The organism is bacterium, assembly GCA_035945995.1.
Lineage (GTDB): Bacteria > Sysuimicrobiota > Sysuimicrobiia > Sysuimicrobiales > Segetimicrobiaceae > DASSJF01.
In genome coordinates this window covers 13,734-34,414 of record DASYZR010000145.1, presented here as the reverse complement: position 1 = coordinate 34,414, position 20,681 = coordinate 13,734, and the positions used below count along the sequence as shown (strand labels likewise).

The 20,681-nt window shown below is 72.7% G+C and carries 20 protein-coding genes and 1 pseudogene; 2 read left to right on the top strand and 19 right to left on the bottom strand.

Annotated features, from left to right (window positions below; all coding sequences use genetic code 11):
- The 4 genes from VGZ23_17030 to VGZ23_17015 all read right to left on the bottom strand — a co-directional run.
- Positions 1 to 504: DUF3662 domain-containing protein (locus VGZ23_17030; GenBank protein ID HEV2359297.1), on the bottom strand; the 504-nt coding region annotated here is incomplete at its 3' end.
- Positions 501 to 1,718 carry a 23S rRNA (adenine(2503)-C(2))-methyltransferase RlmN gene (rlmN, locus tag VGZ23_17025; GenBank protein ID HEV2359296.1) on the bottom strand — a complete coding sequence of 406 codons (1,218 nt, stop codon included), beginning with the start codon at positions 1,716 to 1,718 and terminating at the stop codon, positions 501 to 503. The genes rlmN and VGZ23_17030, both read right to left, overlap by 4 nt.
- On the bottom strand, positions 1,715 to 3,022 hold the full coding sequence (gene rsmB, locus VGZ23_17020) for a 16S rRNA (cytosine(967)-C(5))-methyltransferase RsmB (protein ID HEV2359295.1): 1,308 nt from the start codon (positions 3,020 to 3,022) through the stop codon (positions 1,715 to 1,717). Before rsmB ends, rlmN begins: the two co-directional genes overlap by 4 nt.
- Before the next feature lie 55 nt (positions 3,023 to 3,077).
- Positions 3,078 to 3,782 (bottom strand): zinc metallopeptidase, encoded by a 705-nt coding sequence (locus VGZ23_17015; protein ID HEV2359294.1) that lies wholly within the window; start codon positions 3,780 to 3,782, stop codon positions 3,078 to 3,080.
- 139 nt (positions 3,783 to 3,921) lie between these two features.
- Between VGZ23_17015 and VGZ23_17010 the strand changes: the two genes are divergently transcribed.
- Positions 3,922 to 4,305, top strand: coding sequence for an Imm1 family immunity protein (locus VGZ23_17010; GenBank protein ID HEV2359293.1), 384 nt, complete (start codon positions 3,922 to 3,924; stop codon positions 4,303 to 4,305).
- Here VGZ23_17010 and VGZ23_17005 read toward each other — a convergent pair.
- From VGZ23_17005 to VGZ23_16970, 8 genes and pseudogenes are all read right to left on the bottom strand, one after another.
- Positions 4,302 to 4,961, bottom strand: coding sequence for a class I SAM-dependent methyltransferase (locus VGZ23_17005; protein ID HEV2359292.1), 660 nt, complete (start codon positions 4,959 to 4,961; stop codon positions 4,302 to 4,304). The genes VGZ23_17010 and VGZ23_17005 overlap by 4 nt on opposite strands.
- Position 4,962: 1 nt before the next feature.
- Positions 4,963 to 5,910, bottom strand: coding sequence for a methionyl-tRNA formyltransferase (fmt, locus tag VGZ23_17000; GenBank protein HEV2359291.1), 948 nt, complete (start codon positions 5,908 to 5,910; stop codon positions 4,963 to 4,965).
- Between the two features lie 5 nt (positions 5,911 to 5,915).
- Positions 5,916 to 6,470, bottom strand: a complete 555-nt coding sequence (def, locus tag VGZ23_16995) for a peptide deformylase (GenBank protein ID HEV2359290.1) — start codon at positions 6,468 to 6,470, stop codon at positions 5,916 to 5,918.
- Entirely contained in the window at positions 6,467 to 8,659 is a 2,193-nt protein-coding gene (priA, locus tag VGZ23_16990) for a primosomal protein N' (GenBank protein ID HEV2359289.1), read from the bottom strand. The genes def and priA overlap by 4 nt, the downstream gene beginning before the upstream one ends.
- Positions 8,660 to 8,679: 20 nt before the next feature.
- A complete protein-coding gene (locus VGZ23_16985) occupies positions 8,680 to 9,240 on the bottom strand; it encodes a flavoprotein (protein HEV2359288.1) in 561 nt (186 codons plus the stop codon).
- A 4-nt stretch (positions 9,241 to 9,244) separates the two neighbouring features.
- Positions 9,245 to 9,787, bottom strand: a complete 543-nt coding sequence (locus tag VGZ23_16980) for a cytidylate kinase family protein (GenBank protein ID HEV2359287.1) — start codon at positions 9,785 to 9,787, stop codon at positions 9,245 to 9,247.
- A 116-nt stretch (positions 9,788 to 9,903) separates the two neighbouring features.
- Positions 9,904 to 10,167 (bottom strand): annotated as a pseudogene (locus VGZ23_16975) (DUF370 domain-containing protein).
- Positions 10,168 to 10,189: 22 nt separating this feature from the next.
- The gene (locus tag VGZ23_16970) at positions 10,190 to 11,086 is read right to left on the bottom strand and encodes a YicC/YloC family endoribonuclease (GenBank protein ID HEV2359286.1); all 897 of its coding nucleotides are present in this window, start codon (positions 11,084 to 11,086) and stop codon (positions 10,190 to 10,192) included.
- Between the two features lie 103 nt (positions 11,087 to 11,189).
- Between VGZ23_16970 and VGZ23_16965 the strand changes: the two genes are divergently transcribed.
- Positions 11,190 to 12,953: an NFACT RNA binding domain-containing protein gene (locus VGZ23_16965; GenBank protein HEV2359285.1), complete on the top strand. Its 1,764-nt coding sequence runs from the start codon at positions 11,190 to 11,192 to the stop codon at positions 12,951 to 12,953.
- 3 nt (positions 12,954 to 12,956) lie between these two features.
- Here VGZ23_16965 and pyrR read toward each other — a convergent pair whose 3' ends face one another.
- The 7 genes from pyrR to ileS form a co-directional block, all read right to left on the bottom strand.
- A complete protein-coding gene (gene pyrR, locus VGZ23_16960; GenBank protein ID HEV2359284.1) occupies positions 12,957 to 13,499 on the bottom strand; it encodes a bifunctional pyr operon transcriptional regulator/uracil phosphoribosyltransferase PyrR in 543 nt (180 codons plus the stop codon).
- Positions 13,500 to 13,607: 108 nt separating this feature from the next.
- A complete protein-coding gene (locus tag VGZ23_16955) occupies positions 13,608 to 14,576 on the bottom strand; it encodes an RluA family pseudouridine synthase (protein ID HEV2359283.1) in 969 nt (322 codons plus the stop codon).
- A gap of 40 nt (positions 14,577 to 14,616) precedes the next feature.
- On the bottom strand, positions 14,617 to 15,441 hold the full coding sequence (locus VGZ23_16950) for a prolipoprotein diacylglyceryl transferase (protein HEV2359282.1): 825 nt from the start codon (positions 15,439 to 15,441) through the stop codon (positions 14,617 to 14,619).
- 3 nt (positions 15,442 to 15,444) lie between these two features.
- Positions 15,445 to 15,900, bottom strand: a complete 456-nt coding sequence (lspA, locus tag VGZ23_16945; protein ID HEV2359281.1) for a signal peptidase II — start codon at positions 15,898 to 15,900, stop codon at positions 15,445 to 15,447.
- 44 nt (positions 15,901 to 15,944) lie between these two features.
- Positions 15,945 to 16,535 (bottom strand): TraR/DksA C4-type zinc finger protein, encoded by a 591-nt coding sequence (locus tag VGZ23_16940; protein ID HEV2359280.1) that lies wholly within the window; start codon positions 16,533 to 16,535, stop codon positions 15,945 to 15,947.
- Complete coding sequence (locus tag VGZ23_16935) at positions 16,536 to 17,312, bottom strand: amino acid racemase (GenBank protein HEV2359279.1); 777 nt, start codon at positions 17,310 to 17,312, stop codon at positions 16,536 to 16,538.
- Entirely contained in the window at positions 17,309 to 20,569 is a 3,261-nt protein-coding gene (gene ileS / locus VGZ23_16930) for an isoleucine--tRNA ligase (GenBank protein ID HEV2359278.1), read from the bottom strand. Before ileS ends, VGZ23_16935 begins: the two co-directional genes overlap by 4 nt.
- Positions 20,570 to 20,681 lie beyond the last annotated feature (112 nt).

Below are 20,681 nucleotides of genomic sequence, written 5' to 3'. Positions count from 1 at the left end.
GCCCGCGGGGCCGGCGGGGCCCGCGAGCACCCGCAGCCGCCCGCCGGCGGCGCGCTCGCGACGGTAGACGCGCGTATCCGTGCCTGGGCCCGGCACCGCCTCGGCCTCGCCGGCGCCCGCGTCGGGCACCCCGGACACCGGCGCCAGCCGCGCCTCGACATAGATCTCGCCGGCCGCGATGGCGTCCCGCGCCTCGAGGCTCACCGCGACAGGCCCGCCGAGCCGGGCGCCCAGCTCCTCGACCCGGGCGCGGATCATGCCGGTGAGTTCCGCGATGAGCGCCGGCGCGAACGACTGGTACGGCGTGAAGTCCTTGGAATTGAGAAACACCTGGTATTCGTTCGGGAGCAGCGTGCCGTGCAGGCCGGCCACTGCGCCGGCCTCCATCTCGCGGAGTACGCGCCGGCCGATTTCCACGGGATGCACGCGGTCGCGCCCCCATCGCGAGAACATCCCCTCGACGAGCGCCTCGAGCCGCCGCTCGAATCGCAGCAGGAGACTCACGAGACGCCTCCCCCGGCCGCGTGGGTCGACCCGCCGCCGGCGGACGCCGCCGGCGTCCACCGCGAGGCGCGACCGGTGCCGTCCAGGAGGCGCAGTTGTCCGCAGGCCGCCTGAATCTCGGTCCCGCGTTCGATGCGCACGGTGACGGGCACGCCCGACTCGCGCAGACTCCGCGCGAACGCCCTCACGCGCGCCGCCGGCGGACGGTGCAGCGGGATCCCGGCCACCGGGTTGAGCGGGATCACGTTGACGTGGCAGAGGAGGCCGCGCAGCAGCCGGCCGAGCGCGCGCGCCTCGCGATCGCCGTCGTTCGTACCGTCGATGAGGACGTACTCGAACGTGATGCGGCGGCCGGTCGCCGCCAGGTAGTCGCGGCACGCCGCGAGCAACTCGGCGATCGGATACCGCTCGGTCACCGGGACGAGCCGCCGTCGCAACGCGTCGGCCGGCGCGTGCAACGACACGGCCAGGGTGATCGGCAGGCCTTCCCGCGCGAGCCGCCGGATCTGCGGCACGAGCCCCACGGTCGAGATCGTCAGATGCCGCGCGCCGATGCCGAAGCCCCACGGTGCCGTGAGGATGCGGGCCGCGCGGACCGTCGCATCGTAATTCGCCAGCGGCTCCCCCATCCCCATGAACACGACGTTGCCCACCCGCCGGTCGGCCCGCGCGCGAATCAGGCTTGCCTGGCTGATGATTTCGGCCGTGCTGAGATTCCGGGCGAATCCCCCGAGCCCCGTCGCACAGAACACACAGCCCATCGCGCAGCCGGCCTGCGTGCTGAGACACGCGCTCCGCCGGCCGTCGTCGAAGCGCATCAGGACGCATTCCACCGTCTGTCCGTCGTCGCAGGTGGCCAGCAGCTTGGTCGCCGACAGGTCGGGTGCCTCGGTCGATCGCCGCACGGTCAACCCGCCCAGGCGGGCCGCGCCGGCGAGGCGCCCGCGGAACTCGACGGGCAGGTCGGTCATGTCGGCGATGCGCTCCACGCCCCGGCCGTAAATCCACCGCGCAATCTGCCGGCCGCGGTACGCCGGCGCGCCGAGACCGCGGACAAGCTCGACAAGCTCGGGGAGCAACAGGCCCCGGAGGTCGGGGGCACGGGCGCGGTCCGGCGTGCCTCGCGGACGCCCCTGTTCGCCTCCGCCGGGGGAGACGGCGCGACCGGCCGCCGCCCCCGTCCGTTGCGCGCTCGTCACGCCAGCGGCCGTCACGCCGCCCTCCGCAGCGAGGCGACGAAGAACCCGTCGGTCCCCGCCTGGTGCGGGTACAGGAACGCGGTGCCCGGCGCATCGGGGGTCGCAAACGGCCAGCCCTCGACCGGCTCGGGCGCGAACGTGGGGGACGCCGCGAGGAACGTGGCGATGACCTCGCGCCCCTCTTCGGGCTCGAGCGAACAGACGCTGTACACCAATCGCCCGCCCGGACGAACCGCGCCGGCGGCGCCGGCCAGCAGACGCTTCTGCCGGACCGCCACCGCCGCGAGATCGTCGGGGTGGATGCGCCACCGGATTTCGGGCCTGCGGCGCACCACGCCGAGCCCGGAACAAGGCGCATCGACGAGCACGCGGTCCGCGGCGTCCGGATACGTCTCACCGAGGAGCCCGGCGTCCAGGACGCGCGTCTCCACTCCGGTCGCCCCGAGGCGGCGGCACTGGCGGGCGACGGTGTCGACCTTCTTCGGCGTGACGTCGCACGCAAGGACGCGCCCGCGGCCGTCCATGAGCGCCGCGAGGTGGGTGGTCTTGCCGCCCGGCGCGGCGCACGCGTCGATCACAAACTCCCCCGGACGCGGCGCGACCAACCGCGCGACCAGCATCGAGCCCTCGTCCTGCGGCACGGCGAGGCCCTCCGCGTAGGCGGCCGCGCGCGCCTCCGGCGGTCCGGTGCGAATCCGCCGGCCTTCCCGCACCAGGGGCGACGGCAGCGTTTCGATGCCGAGGGCGGCGAGGCGCGCGTCCAGGGCGTCCACACTCCCCCGCAACGTGTTGAGCCGTACCGCGGACGGCGGGGGCTCGTTGTTCGCGGCGCAGAGCGCGCGCGTCTCGTCCGGCCCGAAGCGGGCCAGCCACCGCGCGACCAGCCATTCGGGGTGCGAGGCCAGCACCGCGATCGCTTCCGCGGTATCGGACGGGGCCGGCCACACCGGCGGCGACGCGGCGAGACGCCGCATCACTGCGTTGACGAGCGCGACGGTCCCCGGGTGGCCGACGCGGCGGGCGAGGTCGACGGTCTCGGCACAGGCCGCCCTGGCCGGCACCCGGGACAGAAACGCCAACTGGTACGCGCCCAACCGCAGGACCTCGCGGATGCGCGGAGGCAGGGTGTCCAGGCGGCGGTGCAGCGCCTGCGCGAGCGCCCAGTCGACCTGTCCGCGATGCCGCAACGTCCCGTAGACGAGCTCGGTCACGAAGGCCTCGTCGACCGGCGCGAGCCCGGCGCGGGTGAGCGCGGCGCGCAGCGCGGCGCCGCTCCACGCCCGGTCGGCGTCGACGCGGTGCAGAACCTCTAGCGCCACCTCGCGGGCCGTGGGACGATGATCCATAGCCGGGACGGAACGCGCCGCGGCAGCATCACTCCTCCCGCCGCGACATGTTGGAGAGCAGGATCAACCGCAACAGCTCGAGAATCGCCGTCGCCGCCGCCGCGACGTACGTCAGCGCCGCGGCGCCGAGCACGGCGCGCACGCCGCGCAGCTCGCCCTCGGTCATCAGCCGGCCGGCGCCTGAGGGGCCGCCGGCCAGGACGCGGAGCGCCCGGCCGCTGGCATCGAACTCGACCGGCAGCGTGATCACGGTAAACGCGACGAACGCGCTGAAGATCAAGATGCCGAGCTGCATGAACGTCCCGGAATGGAAGAAGAACCCGATCAGGAAGATCGGCCAGGCCAGCCACGAGCCGAACTGGGTCACGGGCACGATCGCCGAGCGCAGCGCGAGCGGTCCGTAGTTGTCCGCGTGCTGAAGAGCGTGGCCGGACTCGTGGGCCGCCACGCCGACGGCGGCCACCGACGCACCGTCGTAGACGTCCGACGACAGCCGCAGCACCCGGGTGCGTGGATCGTAGTGATCGGTCAACGTTCCGTCGATGCGTTCGATCCGCACGCCCGACAGCCCGTTCCGCCGCAGGATCTCGGCCGCCGCCTCGGCGCCGGTGAGGCCGCTGGCCACCGGGACCTGGCTGTACTTGCCGTACGTCGCCTTGACCCGAAGCTGGGCGTACAGCGCCAGCAGGATCGCGGGCAGGACGATAATGTACGTTGGATCCCAAAAAAACATCCCAACACCCCCACTCCCCGCCATTGTAGCACAGCCCGGCCAAGCCCCGGCGGCGTTGCCGCGCGCCGCCGGGGCCGTGGAAGGGTTCACGAACCGATGCTGGAAATTCCGAACGACGCGGAGTGCCGGGGAGGGGCGCATGCGGGTGCTTCATACGCTCGCCGAACTGGACGATGCATTGAACCCGGGGCGTCCGCAGTTCCTCGAGCTCTGGATAGAAGGCGGGAACGGAGCGACCCTGTGCGCCTTGTTGAATGGTGACTCGGGGTGGCTGATGTATCTTCGGGAGAACGGTGATCCGGGCTTTAGTTCGCGCAACGTGGAGTACGCGGGCCCCGCCGACGGAGCGATTCAGTACCGCCTCGACAACGGCCAAGTTGACGAGTATCCCGCCTGCTGGGCGCTCCCCGCCGGGGACGTGAAGAAGGCGCTGCAGCACTTCCTGCTCACGGGCGAGCCGGCGCCGTGGATTGCCTGGCACAATGATTCCGGCGACGGGGGCGTGATCGGACGTCCGGGCTAATCCGCGGCGCGCCGGTCCGACGCAACGCCGGCACGCGTTCCCCCTGCCTGGGGCCGGACGGCCTTGACGATCGCCGTCCGGGGCACCTGCCACGCGCATTCGACGGCCTCGAATCCGACACGCCGCAGGGCCCTCAGGTGCGCGTCGATGCCCCCGACACGGTCGAAGTGATCGCAGTCGAGGAAGCAGCCCCCCGGCTTCAACACGGCGTGGACGGCACGATAACAGGCGGCGAACGCACGAGCATCGGCCAGGTTGTGGATCGCGATCGCGGACACGACGAGATCGAAGGGACCGCCCACGCGTCCGCTCCAGGACGGCCTGCGAAGATCGGCCAAGATGTACCTGACGTGACCGCCGCGACCGGCCAGGTGCCGGCGGGCGCGTTCGATCATCCGCTCCGAATAATCCTGCAGGGTTACCCGGGCCCGCGGAAACGCCGACAGCACCTCGTCGGTCACGAGGCCGTATCCGCCGCCGACATCCAGGACCTCCAGCCCCGCGGCCGCGGCAAACGGCGCGAGCGCGAGCATTCGGCGGAGCAGCGCCCGCCGGTCCGCCTCTCTCCGGGCATCTTTCGCGATCCACTCCTGGACGTACTCCGGCGAATGCCACTCGTGATGGGCGACGCGAAACTTGCCCGATCGAGACGGCACGTCAGGCGCCTCCGCGGCGCCCCAGCGCCGTGCCGGCGTCGAGCCGGTGGCCGCGCGCGTACGCGGCCGCGGTCATCCGCCGGCCGGCGGCGGGCTGCACTTCGTGGACCAGCACGGCTCCGTCGCCGGCGGCCACGACGAGCGGCGACCGGTCGTCGTTCGGGACGTCGAGCACCGTCCCGGGCGCGCCGGCCCGCCCCGGCGATACCGCAGATGCCGTCGCCCGCCAGACCTTGACCTCGTCGGCCTGCACGTGGGTGAAGGCCCCCGGCCACGGGTCGCAGGCCCGGACCAAATTCACGATGCCGGCCGCGGGCCGGCGCCAGTCGATCTCCCCGTCCTCCCGCCGGAGGCGCGGCGCCCACGTCGCGAGGGAGGCATCCTGCGCGCGGCGCGGCGCGCGACCGGCCTCGATGAGACGCAGCGCCTCCGCCAGCAACCCGGCCCCCCCGGCCGCGAGATGCGGGGTCAGCGTCCGGGTCGTTGCTTCCGGCGCGATGGGCACCGCGCGCTGCAGGATGATGTCGCCGGCGTCCAGTTCTTCGGAAAGGTACAGGATCGTGACGCCGGTCTCGGTTTCGCCGGCCGCGATGGCGCGGGCAATCGGCGCGGCGCCGCGGTACCGCGGCAGCAGCGACGGATGGACGTTGACGATGCCGCGCGGCGGCAGCGCGAGGACTTCGGGTGGGACCAGCCGGCCGAACGCGACGAGCACGCCGACGTCCGGCGCGAGCTCCCCGAGGCGCGCAAGGAACGACGGATCGCGCAGCGACCCCGGCTGCAGCACCTCCAGCGCGTACTCGTCGGCGGCGCGCGCCACGGGCGGCGGCTCCACCTGCAGGCCGCGGCCGCGCGGCTTGTCCGGGCGCGTCACGACCGCGACGACCTCCCCGACGGCCAGCGCCGCGTCGAGCGACGGCACGGCGAACTCGGGGGTGCCGAAGAACATGATCTTCACGACGCCGCGTCGCCGGACACGCGGATCTCGTCCGCGGAGGCGGCGCTCTCCGGGGCGACCTCCGTCGCCTCGTCGTCCACGCGCCGCAGCGTCTTGGGATCCAGGACGCGGTCGGGGAAGAGCACACCGTTCAGATGGTCGACCTCGTGCTGGAGCACGCGGGCCAGCAGTCCTTCGGCGTCGACGGTAATGTATCGGTTGCGCCGGTTGCGCGCCCGCACGACCACATGCGTCGCCCGCGGAACATCGCCGAGCAAACCGGGAATGCTGAGGCAGGCCTCCGTGCCGAGCGCCTCGCCGTCCCGCTTGAGAATCTCCGGGTCCACGAGCGCGAGGCGGCGATCCCGCACCTCGATGACCACGACGCGCTGCGCGACCCCGACCTGCGGCGCCGCCAGCCCGAGTCCGCGCGCGTGGCGGAGGGTCTCAAACATCTGCTCGATGAGCGTCCGGACGTCGCGCGTGACCGTCCGCACGGCCTGCGCGCGCCGGCGCAGAATGGCCGCGCGGGGATCGCCGACGGTCACGATCTCGAGTGTGCGCGCGGTCACACCATCTCCTGGGGGTCCACGTCGACGACCAGGCGGGTTCCCGGGGGCACCGGAACGCGGGCGAGGACGGCCCGCGTCCCGTCGCGGAGCGCGGTCCCGTCCGCGGCCCGCAGCACGCACTGGACGCGGGCGTGGCCGGGTGCCGCCAGCACCGCCGGCCCCAGCACGTCCAGCCCCTGGGCCCGGGCGGCGGCCGCGATGCGGGCGGCCAGCGCCCGCGCGACCGCCGGCGCAGATGCCTCGGCCACCACCCGCGCCAGCCGCGCGTACGGAGGATACCCGAAGGCGCGGCGCGCGGTGAGCTCGCCGTCATAGAACGCCGCGTCGTCGCCGGCGCGAATCGCGCGCATGACCGGGTGATCGGGGACGCGGGTCTGCAGGACGACTTCGGGCGCCGGCCGGCCCCCGCCGGACGCGGCGGCCCAGTTCACCGCCGCGCGAAGCCGCTGCAGCGTGCGCTCCGCGGCGCGAAAATCGGGGACGTACATCGGGCCGTCGGCGTCGATCACGCCCACGAGGGTCGGGCGGAGCCCGGGCGCCCGCAGCAGCCGCGCGGTGCCGACGAGCAACCGCAGCCGGCCCTCGGCGAAGTCCCGGACGACGCGGTCGGCGCCGCCCGCGGTCTCGGCGTCGAACCGCGCCATCCTGAGGCCCGGAAAGAGGCGGCGCACAATCTCCTCGATGCGCTTCGTGCCGGCCCCGACGCCGCGCAGATCGACGCCGCGGCAGCGCGGGCAGACGTCCGGCGCCCGCGCGGTCCGCGCACACACGCGGCAGCGCACGGTGCCGGCTTCGCGGTCGTACGCCATCGCGACGTCGCAGGCGGGACACCGCACTGCGGCACCGCACTCGCGGCAGAGCAGCACGCGCGCATAGCCGGTCCGCTGGACGAGCAGCGCGACGCCGCCCGGAGCCCGCAGATGGCGGCCGACGGCCTGTACCAGCGCGCGGCTCAGGTACCCGGCGTGCCCTTCGTGGCGCTCCGCGCGCATGTCGACGACGGTGAGCACCGGAAGCGAACGCGGCGGCGGCAGGCGGATCGCGCTCAGATCGCCGGCCGCCGCCGCGGCGTAGGTTTCGACGGACGGCGCCGACGCGCCGAGGATCGCCCGGGCGCCTTCGAGCCGTGCCCGCCGCAGGGCGACGTCCCGCGCGTGATACCGCGGCGCCGCGTCGGACTTATGGGCCTCGGCCGGCTCGTTGTCGAGGATGATCAGGCGGAGGCGCGGCAGCGGCACGAAGAGCGCCGACCGGGTCCCCACGACGACGTCCGCCGCACCGTCGCGCGCGCGCATCCACGACGCGCGGCGTTCCCGCCGTGACAGGCCCGAATGAAGGACCGCCATCGTCCCGGCCGCCCGACGCCGGAGAGACTCCACCATCGGCGGCACGTCGACGATCTCCGGCACCACGACGAGAGCGCGGTCCCCGTCGCGCACGGCGGACGCGACGGCATCGGTGATCCACGCGGCCCTCGCGTCCGGATGCCCGAGGAGCAGCGCCGGACGGACCGGCCCGCCGTTCCGGCGGCCGGACTTCGCATCCCGCGGATGCACGGGCGGGCGCGCCGCGCCGGGTGACGGCGTCCGGACGGCTTCACGGAGTTGCGCGAGCCCGCTCTCAAGAAGCCGCCGCAGGCCGTCCCGTCCGCCGGCGCCGACGAGGTCGGAGACCGGGACGCCTTCCGGCGCGGCGTCCAGGATGGCCAGCATCGCGGCCTGCCGCCGGCCGAGACGCGCCGGAAGGGGCCGCGACGGATGGCGCACGACGATCCGCGGCCGGGACGGCGGACGCCGGCGCAGTACGTCCGGCGGCACGAGGCACTGCACGGCATTGCCGAGCGGAGAGAGCGTCTCGGCTGCGATCTCCCGCGCAAGGGCGAGCAGCGCCGGCGTGACGAGCGGCGGTTCGTCGGGAATGTCGACCACGTCGCGGATGGGCCGTGCGGCGCGGACCCCGTCGTCCTCCCGGACTGCCAGCAGCACACCGAGAACCCGCCGCGGGCCGAGCGGGACTTCCGCGCGCGCCCCGACGGCCGCGAAGGGCCGCAGCGCCGGCGGGATTCGGTACGTCAGCGGCCGATCGGCGAGCCCGCCGGTGTGCGGCAGGAGCACCTCACCGTACAGGTTCGGATCGGCGCCGGCGGCGTGGACCTCCGTCGGAGCAGCGCGACGGAGCTCCGCGTCCACGACTCCCATCTCCACGCTTCTCAGCGTCCGCCGGCAAGGATCGCGGCGGCGGCCTCGACGATCGTCTCCGGCTCCGTCATGCGGCCGAGCCCAATGCGGCCCGACGCCAGCGGACCGTGCTCGGGTCCCACCACGTGCACCCCGCGGGTCCGCAGCCGCGACAGATTCTCCTGAACCGCCGGCGAGGCCGTCATCGCGTCGCTCATGGCCGGCGCGACCAGCACGGGCGCGCGCGTGGCCAGCGCGGTGGCCGACACCGGATCGTCCCCGAGCCCGGCGGCCAGCCGGGCGAGCATGTCGGCGGTCGCCGGCGCCACGATCAGGAGGTCGGCGCGCTCGCCGAGCGCGACGTGGGGTTCGACCCACGGCGTGTCGCCGGCCCACATGTCGCTCACCACCGGCTGATGCGAGAGCGCCCGCAGGGTCAGCGGGCTGATGAAGCGCGACGCGGCCGCGGTCATCACCACGTATACCTCCGCCCCGCGCGCGCGGAGCAGCCGGACAAGCACCGCGGCCTTGTAGGCGGCGATGCTCCCGGAGATCCCGAGGACGACGGTCCGTCCGTCGAGTGTCGCGGGCACGCGGCTACGCCCGCTGGCCCGACCGCTCGCCGCAGAACGCGCGCGCGAGCGCCGCAATCGCCTGGGTGATATCCTCCGCCCGCCACACCGCCGTATCGAGCACGAGATGGTAGCGGGTCAAGTCGCCCAGGTCGATCTGATACAATCCGGCGTAGCGCCGGCGCTCGCACGCCTCGCGGTTCTCGATCGCGGCCCGCGCCGCCTCGACCGGCGCCGCGTCGCGGGCCGCGACACGGCGGGCGCGCACGTCCAGCGGCGCACGCAGCCAGACCCGGAAGTCGCCGTCGACCAGCCAGCCGCTCAGACGGCTGTCGACCACGATCGCGCCGCCGCGCGCGGCGTGCACCTGCAATTGATCGATCATCCGGTCGATCGAGGGATCCCGCTCCGCGAGCTCGCCGAGCGCCGACAACGTCAGACCGCGCCGCCGCGCCTCTTCACGAAACACGTCGCCGCCGGAGAGATAGCGGAGCCCGAGCGTCTGTGCCAGCGCCCGCGCAACGGTGCTCTTCCCGGCGCCGATCTCCCCGCTCACCGTCAGAATCATTCGCCGGCAGTCCCGCCCCGCGAAGCCGGGGCAGCCCCGCCCCCGGTCTGCGCGGGACGGCCCCGCGGCATGCGCGCGTCCGCCGCCTCCGCCGGGGCCACGGGCTCCTCCTCCATTTCCTCTTCCTCCTCCACGGCCTCCTTGCTCGTGAACCGGTGCGCAACCGTCTCCGGCTGGACCGCGGAGAGCACGACGTGCCCGCTGTCCGTGATCACCACCGCGCGCGTGCGCCGGCCGTACGTCGCGTCGATGAGGATGCCCTTGTCCCGGGCCTCCTGAATGATCCGCTTGATCGGCGCGGAGTCCGGACTCACGATGGCGATGATCCGGCTGGCCGCCACGATGTTGCCGAACCCGATATTGATGAGCCGCGTGTCCATGGCCGCGCCGCCTTCCGGCTGTCTACTCGACGTTCTGAATCTGCTCGCGCAGGCTCTCGAGCTCGCCCTTGACCGCGATGACGCGCCGGGTGATCTCGAGATCGTTCGCCTTGCTGCCGATCGTATTCGTCTCGCGGCCCATCTCCTGAACGATGAACTCCAGCGTCCGGCCGATGGCCCCGGACTCGCTGAGCGTCGCCCGGCTCTGCTCGAGATGGCCGCGCAGGCGCGTCAGCTCCTCCGTGATATCGGCGCGATCGGCGAACACCGCGACCTCCGTGGCGAGCCGGGCCGGGTCGACGGCGACGGCGCCGGCGAGCTCCGCCACTCGGCGTCCGAGGCGCGCGCGGTAGTCCTCGACGACGCCGGGCGCCCGCTCGGCGATCGCGTCGGCGAGGTGCTGGATCCGCAGGAGGCGCTCGCGGAGATCGCCGGCAAGACGAGCGCCTTCCGCGTCCCGCATCGCGACGAGCCGGTCGAGGGCCGCCCCCACGCCGCGTTCGACCGCGGGCCAGGACGCCTCCACATCTTCCTTCTCCTCTTCGACCTTGACAAGGTCGGGAAGCGACAGCAGGAGCGAGAGATCCAGGCCCCCCGAAACCGGCAGCGTCTCTCTGAGCCCGTCGAGAGCCGCCACGTAGGCCTTGGCCAGCTCCACGTCGGCCTTGACGGTCCGGGGTCGTCTCGCGTAATCGTCCCGGACGATCGCCACATCGAGACGCCCCCGGAGCACCCGGCTCTGGACGAGACCGCGGACCCGGTCTTCAAGCGGCGACAGATCCCGGGGCAGCCGCACCACCACCTCGCTGAACCGGTGGTTGACGGCGCGAATCTCTACGCCGTAGCGGCCCATCGCGGTCGCAATCTCTCCTGCCCCGAAGCCCGTCATGCTCCGTGCCACGGTCAGGAAGTCCGGCATCTCGCGGCGAATCTCCTCCTTGCTCGTTCGGACGCGTCCGGACGCCGTCCCGCGCGTCAGGCCGCGCCGGCCGCCGCCCGACCCGGAGGCTCGATCGGTGCCGATGTTTCCCCCACCGGCGTTCGATGCGCTCTCGCTGGCCGCGATCGCGCGCGATCTAGGCGCGCACACCGGGGACCGGCTGGCCGGCGTCCGCCAGCCGGACCCGCAGACAATCGTCCTCGGTCTTCGGAGCGGACCCCGGACCGTGGGCCTGTATTGCTCGATTCATCCGCAGGCTGCGCGGATCCATCTCGGCGGCGGCCCCCCCGCCGGCGAACGCCTCGGCCCGTTCGGCCTCATGCTGCGAAGCCGGCTGATCGACGCACGGATCGCGCGCGTCGATCAGCCGGCGCTGGAACGCATTCTCTTCTTGGAGATCGAGACGCTCGACGGTCCGCACACCCTCGTCGCCGAGATCATGGGGCGGCACAGCAATCTGCTCCTTGCCCGGGGGCCGGCCGCCGCCGTGGAAACATCCGGCGACGCGACGGTGGTCGGGGCGCTGAAAATCGTCACCGAGCAGATGTCGCCCCGGCGCCCCGTCCTCCCCGGAAAACCCTACCGGCTCCCGCCTTCCGACCGGCCGCGCGCCGACGCGGTCGATCAGGGCGCCCTCGCCGGCATCCTGGCCGGAGACCGGCCGGTATGGCGCGCCCTGGCGCAGGGCGTGCAGGGACTCGGGCCCGTTCTCGGTCGCGAGGCCGCGCTGCGCGCCGGCCTGGATCCCGACACGCCGGCCGCCCGGGCGGCGGACGCCGCGGCCGCCCTCGCATCGGCCGTCCGCGCCCTCGCCGGCGCGTTCCGCGCGGAGGCGTTCGCGCCCACGCTCTATCTCCGCGGCGGCCGCCCCGCGGCGTTCGCGGCGGTCCCCCTCGACATCTACGCGACACTCGACGCCGTACGGGTCGGCACGATGAGCGAGGCGGTTCGCCGCTACTACGAGGCGGCGGCGTGTACTCCGGTGCTCGATGAGCGGCGGCGCGCGCTCGCGGCCGCGGTCGCCTCCGCGCTGCGGCAGAACCGGCGGGCACTCGAAGCGAATCGCGCGGCGCTCGCCGAAAGCGAAGCCGCCGAACGGTTTCGCGTCATGGGCGAGTTGCTGCTCACGTACGGACGCGAGGCCCGGCCGGGAGCCTCCGCGGTCAGCGTTCCGGATCACACCGCCGGCGGCGCCTCGATCGACATCCCCCTCGATCCGGCGCTCGGACCGGTCGAGAACGCCCAGCGGTACTTCCGCCGCTATGCGAAGGCCCGGGCGGCCGCGCACGCGGTGCCGGCGCGCATCGCGGCCCTCGAGAGCACGATCCTCGCGCTGCGCGAAGCCGCCGTGCAGATCGACACGGCGGGCTCCGCCGACGACCTGTACGAGGTGCACGCCGACCTCGTGGCCCGGCGCCTCCTGCGCCGTCCGCCGCGGACCCGACCGGCGGCGCGCTCCGGACCGCGCCGGTTCGAGACGCCGAGCGGGGGTGTCATCCTCGTAGGCCGCAGCGCCCGGGAGAACGACCACGTCACGTTCCACGCCGCCGGCCCGGAGGATCTGTGGCTGCACGCGCGCGCGGTGCCGGGGGCCCACATCATCCTCAAGACCCCCGGGCCGGCCGGGGAGGCCGACGTGCGGACCGCGGCGGAGATCGCCGCGTACTACAGCGAGGCCCGCCACACGGCCGCGGCGGCGGTCGACTGCGTGCCGCGGAAGCGGGTGCGGAAGGCCCGCGGCGCGCCGCCGGGCGCGGTGATCTACGAAGGAGAACGGACGCTGCGGGTCACACCTGCGCTGCCGGGGCCGCCCCGACTGTCGCGGGGCAGACCGGCCGCGCGTTAGCGCTCACACCGGCTCTTCGATGACGACCTCGTCCACGCCGTCCAGCTCCCGGAGCCGCACGGCCACCTGTTCGCGCGACGACGTCGGCAGATTCTTGCCGACGTAATCCGGGCGAATCGGCAATTCGCGGTGGCCGCGATCGACCAGGACCGCGAGCTGAATGCCCGAGGGCCGGCCGCGGTCGATCAGCGCGGCGATCGCCGCGCGGACGGTGCGGCCGGTGTAGAGGACATCGTCCACCAGCACGATCTGCCGCCCGGCGACCTGAAACGGCAGCCGCGTATCGGCCGCGCCGCCCGGCGCGCGCATGTCCCGATCGTCGCGATACGCGGTCACGTCGAGCGTGCCGACGGGAATCTCCGCGCCTTCCGCCGCCGCGATCGCGGTGGCCAGCCGCTCGGCAAGATGCACCCCGCGGCGTTGGATCCCGACGAGCGACAGGCCGGCCGCGCCCTTGTTGCGCTCGACGATCTCGTGGGCCATGCGCGTGATGGTCCGCCGGATCGTCTCCTGATCCATCACCCGCGCCTTTTCCCGTCGCTCCACGCCGCGCGCCACCTCCGGCCTATGCTTCGCGCCGGACGGAAGGGTCCCCCGCCTCGTTCGCGTCGTGATGCCTACGGCGCGAGCCGGGACGTTCCCCGGCGTGGCCGTTCATGGGCGTCGCATCTTTGGCTCGCGCCGCAGGCCCGGAGGTACGGCTTCCGAAATCGCCGCATCGCTGCGCAGCCGGGCCAGCAGCTGCGCGAGATCCGGCGGCACCGGCGCCGTGCAGACGACCGGCCGCCCGGTCCGCGGATGCACGAACTCGAGCCGGGCGGCGTGCAGGGCCTGCCGCGCCATCTCCGGGGCGCGCGCGCGGCCGTAGATCGGATCGCCGAGCACCGGGTGGCCGATGTGCGCGAGGTGCACCCGGATCTGATGCGTCCGTCCCGTTTCGAGCCGGCACGCGAGCAGCGTTGCGTCACGGTAGCGCTCGAGGACGGTGTAGTGCGTGACCGCCTGACGGCCCCTCGCGACGACGGCGATCCGCAGGCGCCGCACAGGATGCCGGCCGAGCGGGGCGGCCACGGTGCCGTCGTCGCGGCGCACACGACCGCGCACGACGGCGAGATACGTCCGCCGCGCCGTGTGGGCTTTGAACTGGGACGCGAGTGCCCGGTGCGCCGCATCCGTCTTCGCCACGACAAGCAGCCCGGACGTGTCCTTGTCGAGGCGGTGCACGACGCCCGGACGCAACTCACCGCCGATGCCGGACAGATCGCGCACACGGGCCAGCAGGGCGTTGACGAGCGTCCCGGAGGGATGGCCGGGCGCCGGATGCACCGTCATCCCGGCCGGTTTGTTGACGACGACGAGATCCGCGTCTTCGAGCACGACCTCGATGGGAAGCGCCTCCGGCCGCACGCCGGACGGCACCGGGGCCGGCACCGCCACCTCGACGGCCTGACCCCGCCGCACGCGGAACGCCGGCTTACGCGGCCGGCCGTCAACCCGAACCCGTCCGCCGGACGCGAGTTGCGCGATGCGCGTCCGCGAGAGCGACGGCAGGCGGCCGGCGATGACGACGTCGAGGCGTCGGCCGGCGTCGGCCGCCGCGGCGTCGAAGCGATGGACGGACAACCCGGCCTCCACCGGCCCGCCGGCGGGTACCGCGGACGGCCTAGAGCTGGGGTGCACCGGGCTCGGACGGAACGGACTCCCGATCATCCCCGGCCGAGACCTCCCCCTGGTCGGCGGGACCGGCGGGCCCCTCCGCGGCCGGCCGGCGGCCGAGCGCGAACCACATCACGACCGACAGCACGATGACGATGAGACTCACGATCTGCGCGAGCGTCAACGCTCCGACGACGCGGGGGCTGTCCATGAAAACCTCGACCACCACCCGCGCGATCCCGTAGAGGCCGAGAAACGTCCAAAACACGCGGCCCGGCGCGTGCGGCCGGCCGGCCGCGGACTGCACGATTCCGAAGATGACGAGCGCGGCGACCATCAGATACAACTGCGTCGGGTGACGCGGCTCGCCGAACAGCACGACCGCCCAGGGCACCGCAGTCGCCCGCCCGTAATTGAGCCCGTAGAGGAGCGTCCCGATCATTGCGATCGCGTACCCCAGGGCCAGGCCGGGGGCGGCGGCGTCCGCGAGCCAGTCGAGATCCCAGCCACGCCGCCGGCTGTACAGCCATGCCACGATCGCCCCGCCCACGAGTGCGCCGTAGAAGGCGAGTCCGGCATCCCGCCAGATGGTGAACACGCGGAGCCAATCGGCGGCGAAGTCCCGAAGGTTGACGAGCACATAGCCGATGCGCGCGCCGACGACGCCGCCGATGATCGAGTAGAGGCTGAGATCGAGGACCTCGCCGGCGTCCCAGCGCCACCGGGTGGTCCTTGCCCGGAGCACGAGGATCCCCGCGACAAACGCCACGAGCAGGAACACGCCGAACGAGGACACGGGAAACGGCCCGATCTGGAACAGCACGGGCTTCATCGTTCACCTCCGTTCGATCTCGGAGCTTGCACCGCCGGCCTTGAGCAATGCCAGGACGAGTAGTCCGGCCCCCACGACGATGGCGGAGTCCGCCAAGTTGAACACCGGCCAGACGTGAACGTCGAGGTAATCGATGACGTACCCGAAGCGCAGCCGCTCGACCACATTGGCGGCGGCTCCGCCGGACATGAGCCCGAGCCCCCACCGGACCGCGGCGGTCCGTGGCCAAGCGTTCCTATTGTAGACGGCCACACCGAGCAGGGTCAAGGCGAGGGCCACGATCGCCGCCGGCGGGAGCCCGCGCAGCAGGCTGAACGCCACCCCCGTGTTGTGGAGCAGCGTGAGCGACAGCACACCGGGCACCAGGATGCGTTCGACGCCGGGGGCCAGATGCTGCCGCGCCAGCGCGCCGGCCGCCGTTCCGCCGCCGAAGGCGAGCACGAACCCGGCGAGGACCAAACCGGGCCGGCGATCGGACGTCCTCCCGCGCCCGGCGCCGCGGGTCAGCGCGTTACGCTGCGCAGCCGCTCCTCGTGCTCCTTGCACTTGATGCACAGGCGGGCGTAGGGGATGGCGCGAAGCCGGTTCGCATCGATCGACCGTCCGCAGCCGTCGCACACGCCGTACGTACCGCCGCGGGCCCGCCGCAGCGCGTCCTCCACCATCTGCAACATTCCCTGCACGCTGCTCTCGAGCGCGAGACCCTTCTCCCGCTCGAACGTCTCCGTGGCGACGTCGACGAGGTCGTCATCGTAACTGCCGGACACGTCGGCGACCGGCTTCTCCTCGGTCTTCACCTGGTGCTGCTCCATCTCGGACAACTCCTGGCGAAGCCGCCGGCGCTCGTCCAAGAGGCGCCGCAGGTACGGCTCGAGCCGCGGTCCGGAGAGCCCCCGCGCGCGGGCCGCGCGGGACGGCGCCGCCGGTTCTGCCGGACCGGCCGCCGCGCGCGCGGATCGGCCGACGGATTTCTTGGCCTCCGCCGGAGAGGCGGCCTCCCGACCGGCGCGGGACAGGTCGGAACGCCGGCGCCGGACGGCGCGGGCGGCGGGAGTGCGGCGACCAGGCTTCTTCGCGGAGCGCTTGTCGGGCATTCAATGCCTCCTGACCGGGGCGGGCGACGCCCCGATACTCCCTTGCGAACGCTCTTCCGCTGAGTGATATTCCCCGAGCCCCTCCCGGACCGCGGCGCGCGCCAGGATTTCCGTCCCGTCGAGAATCGGGACCGCTGCGTCGCCGGGATCGAGGAGCAGCGGCAGCTCCGTGCAGCCGAGCACGATCGCCCCGGCGCCGGCGCGGACCAGGTCTGCGGCCGCCCCCCGGACGCGGGCGCGCACCGCGGGACCCGTGTCGCCGGCCTTCACCGACGCGATGGCCTGGGACACCACGCGCTGGCCGGCGGCGTCCGGGAGCAGCACACCGATGCCCCGCCGGGCAAGGGCATGCTCGTAGAGCCGCTGCCGCACCGTCCCCGCCGTCGCCAGCAGCCCGACCGTTGCCGGGGCGGGGCGCAGCGCCGCCGCCGCGGCCGCGACCTCCGCCATCATGTCGAGCACGGGAACCGGCACGGCGCGGCGGATCGCGTCCAGGAATGCGTGCGCGGAGTTGCACGGCATGGCGAGGACCTCCGCCCCCGCCCGCACCAGGCGCTGCGCCGTCTCCACGAGCATGGGCGTCGGATCGGGCCCGCGTCCCTCGATGGCCGCGGTACGATCGGGGATCGCGGCGTTGCTGTCGATGAGCACGTGCAGATGGTTTTGATCGGTCTTCGCGGGCGTGGCCCGCACCAGCCGGAGGTAGAAGTCGGCCGTCGCGAGAGGACCCATCCCGCCGATTACACCGAGCGTGCGCCGCCGCGCGGGTCCCGTCATGGCGTTGCCTCGGGCCGAGTGATTCGCGCGGCGGCCGCGCGATCCTGCTCGCGCGCGATTCCGAGCGTCACCGCGTGCCCGTCGAGGCGCACCGATTTCCGGTGCACGCCGCCGGCGGGGACGCCGGTCTCCGCGCCGACCGCCAGCACCTCGCGGAAAATTGTCTCCCCGTGCGCCCGCAGCACGTCACCGAGCCGGTCGTCGTCGTCGTAATAGAGCGTGATGCGATCCGCGATCTCGAGCCCGGCCTCCTTGCGCATCTGCTGGACCTGATGGATGAGCTCGCGGGCGAGCCCCTCGCGGGCCAGGTCGTCGGTGACGGTCGTGTCGAGGACGACCCACGCGCCGCCCTCCCCGGCCCCGGCATGCGCCTCCCGCCACCGCATGCGCACGTCTACCTCCGCGCGCTCGAGCAGGATCTCGTCGCCCGCCGCGAGCCGCACGCGATACGGCTCGCCCTCGGGCGTCTGCTCGACAAGCGCGGGACCCTGCGAGCGCAGCGCGTCCGCGATCGCGGTGATGCGCCCTCCGAACTTGGGGCCGAGCAGATCGAAGCGCGGCCGCACCTCGAGCCGGCCGAGCTCCGCGAGCGAACCGGCGAAGCGCACGTCGCGCACGTTCAACTCGTCCCGGAGCAGCTCGATCAGCTCGGGACGGCCGGCGATGGACCCGGACCGGTCGAGCAGGGTCGCGAAGGCCAGCGGCTGCCGGACCTTCAGGCGCGCGTCCCCGCGGGCGGCGCGTCCGAGGGACACGAAATGGCGGGTCTGCTGCATCGCCTGCTCCAGGCCGGGATCCCGCGCGCCCGCGTCGGGGCCCGGCATGGCGCAGAGGTGCACGCTCTCGGGGGCGGCGGCGTCGAGCGAGCGGACGAGGTTCTGGTAGAGGGCCTCCGCGAGAAACGGCAGGAACGGCGCCAGCACCTTCGACAGCGCGACCAGCACGCCGTACAACGTCTCGTACGCCGCCTGTTTGTCCGCATCGGCGTCCGACTTCCAGTACCGCCGCCGGCCGCGCCGAACGTACCACAACGACAGGTCGTCCACGAATCGCTCCAGCGGCCGCGCGGCCCCCCCGACGTCGTAGGCATCGAGCCGCTCCCGCACGATCGCGGTGACGTCCGCGAGCCGGGAGAGGATCCACCGGTCGAGCAGCCCCGCGCCAGGCGGAACCTGCCTCCCGCCAGGCGGAATCTGCCTCCCGGCAGGCGGGACCTGTCCCGCGCCAGCGGGAGCCCAGCCGTCGAGATTGGCGTAGGTCACGAAGAACGCGTAGACGTTCCACAGCGGCAGGATGAACCGCCGGCGGACCTCGTCGCCCGGCCCGTAGCCGAAATTGACGTTCTGCGCGGGATTCTGCACGGCGTAGAGCCAGCGGATGACATCCGCGCCCATTCGCTCCGCGGCGTCGTTGAACTCGATCATGTTGCCCCAGGACTTGTGCATTTCCCGGCCCGTCTCGTCGCGCACCATCGCGTGGCCGAGGCAGGTGAGAAACGGCGGTCGGTTCTCGAGCACGGTGCTCATCACGAGCATCGAGTAAAACCAGTTGCGGTACTGCCCGGGAAACGCCTCGGTGATGAAGTCGGCCGGGAACCAGTCGCGCCACGCCGCCGGGTCTTGCCGGTAAAACATCGTCGAGAACGGCACGATCCCGGCGTCGAGCCACGGGTTGCCGACGTCGAGAATGCGTGAGACCACGGTCCCGCAGCGGCGGCAGCGGATCTTCACGGCGTCGATCCACGGCCGGTGCGGAGTGTGGCCGGCGAAGACGTCCCAGCCCTCCACGGCCCGGGCCTTGAGCTCGTCCTCGCCGCCGATCACCTCGAACGTTCCGCACTCACGGCATTCGTAGATTGGCAGCGCGAGGCCCCAGTACCGCTTCTTGCTGATCATCCAGTCGTGCATGTTGCGCAGCCAGTCCAGCTCCCGTTCCAACCCGAACTCGGGAATCCACCGGATCTGGCGGGTCACCGCCATCATAGGCTCGCGCAGCGAATCCATGGCGATGAACCATTCATCGACGAGCCGGAACACCAGCTCGCTCCCGCAGCGCCAGCACATCGGGTAGCGGTGCGTGTGGTCGTCGGCGCGATACAGGAGCCCGCGGCGTTCCAGGTCCTCCCGGATCGGCGCGGCCACGTCGTACACGTGCCGGCCGGCCAGCCAGCCGAAGGGCTCGGTGAACACGCCGAACTCGTCGATCGGCGCGAGCACCGCGAGGTCGAGCTCTTTGCCGAGGGCGAAGTCCTCGGCCCCGCAGCCGGGAGCGATGTGCACCAGCCCCGTCCCCTCCGTGGCGCTCACCTCCGGCCACGGCACGACCCGGTGCGTCACACCCTGCTGCGCCGGCAGATCGTCGAACGGCCCCTCGTACCTCCAGCCCACGAGCGCCGAGCCGGGCATGGCGTCAATAATCTTGGGTTTCGGCTGGCCCGCGAACACAAACTCCACGCGGTCTTGGGCGACGTAGTATATCCCCTTGGGTAACGGACCTCTTTCCTCGCGAACCTTGACGTATGTGAGCTCCGGATGCACCGCCACGGCGACGTTGCTCGTGAGCGTCCACGGTGTCGTGGTCCACACCAGCAGATACTCGCCGGGGCGTCCGGCGATCGGAAGCCGCACGGTCAGGCTGAGGTGGGTGACCTCTTGGTATCCTTCGGTCACGATCTCGTGCTCGGAAATGCCGGTGCTGCACCGCGGGCACCACGGCATGACGTCGTGGCCTTTGTATACGAGGCCCCGTTCCCAGCAGCGCTTGAGGAACAACCAGATGCTGTAGTTGTTTTCGTCAGACATCGTGTAGTACGAATTGTCCCAGTCCATCCAGTAGCCGAGCCGGATGGACTGCTGGGTCTGCACTCCGGCGTACTTCAAGACTCGGGCCTTGCACCGGTCGACGAATTCCGCGATCCCGTACCGCTCGATGTCCCGCTTGCTTTTGAAGCCGAGCTCCTTCTCGACCTCGACTTCCACCCACAAGCCCTGGCAGTCGAACCCGTTCTGGTAGCGCTGCCGGCGGCCGAGCATAGTGTGATAGCGGCAAAAGAGGTCCTTGTACGTCCGGCCCCACGCGTGGTGGACGCCCATCGGGTTGTTGGCCGTGATCGGCCCGTCGAGAAACGACCACCGCTCCGCCGCGTTGCGGTTGCGAGCGAGATACCGGCCGAGGATGCCTTCCCGGGTCCACCACTCGAGGGTTGCCCGCTCCTGAGCCGGGAAATCGGTGCGCGGATCGACTGGCCGAAACGGCATCTCGGTTCCTCCCAAATCATAAGACCCCGTCCCTCAAGGGACGGGGTCGCCGTGGTACCACCCTCGTTCCGGGGCCAGCGCGGCTCCGGCACTCGTTCGGACCGTCCCGCCC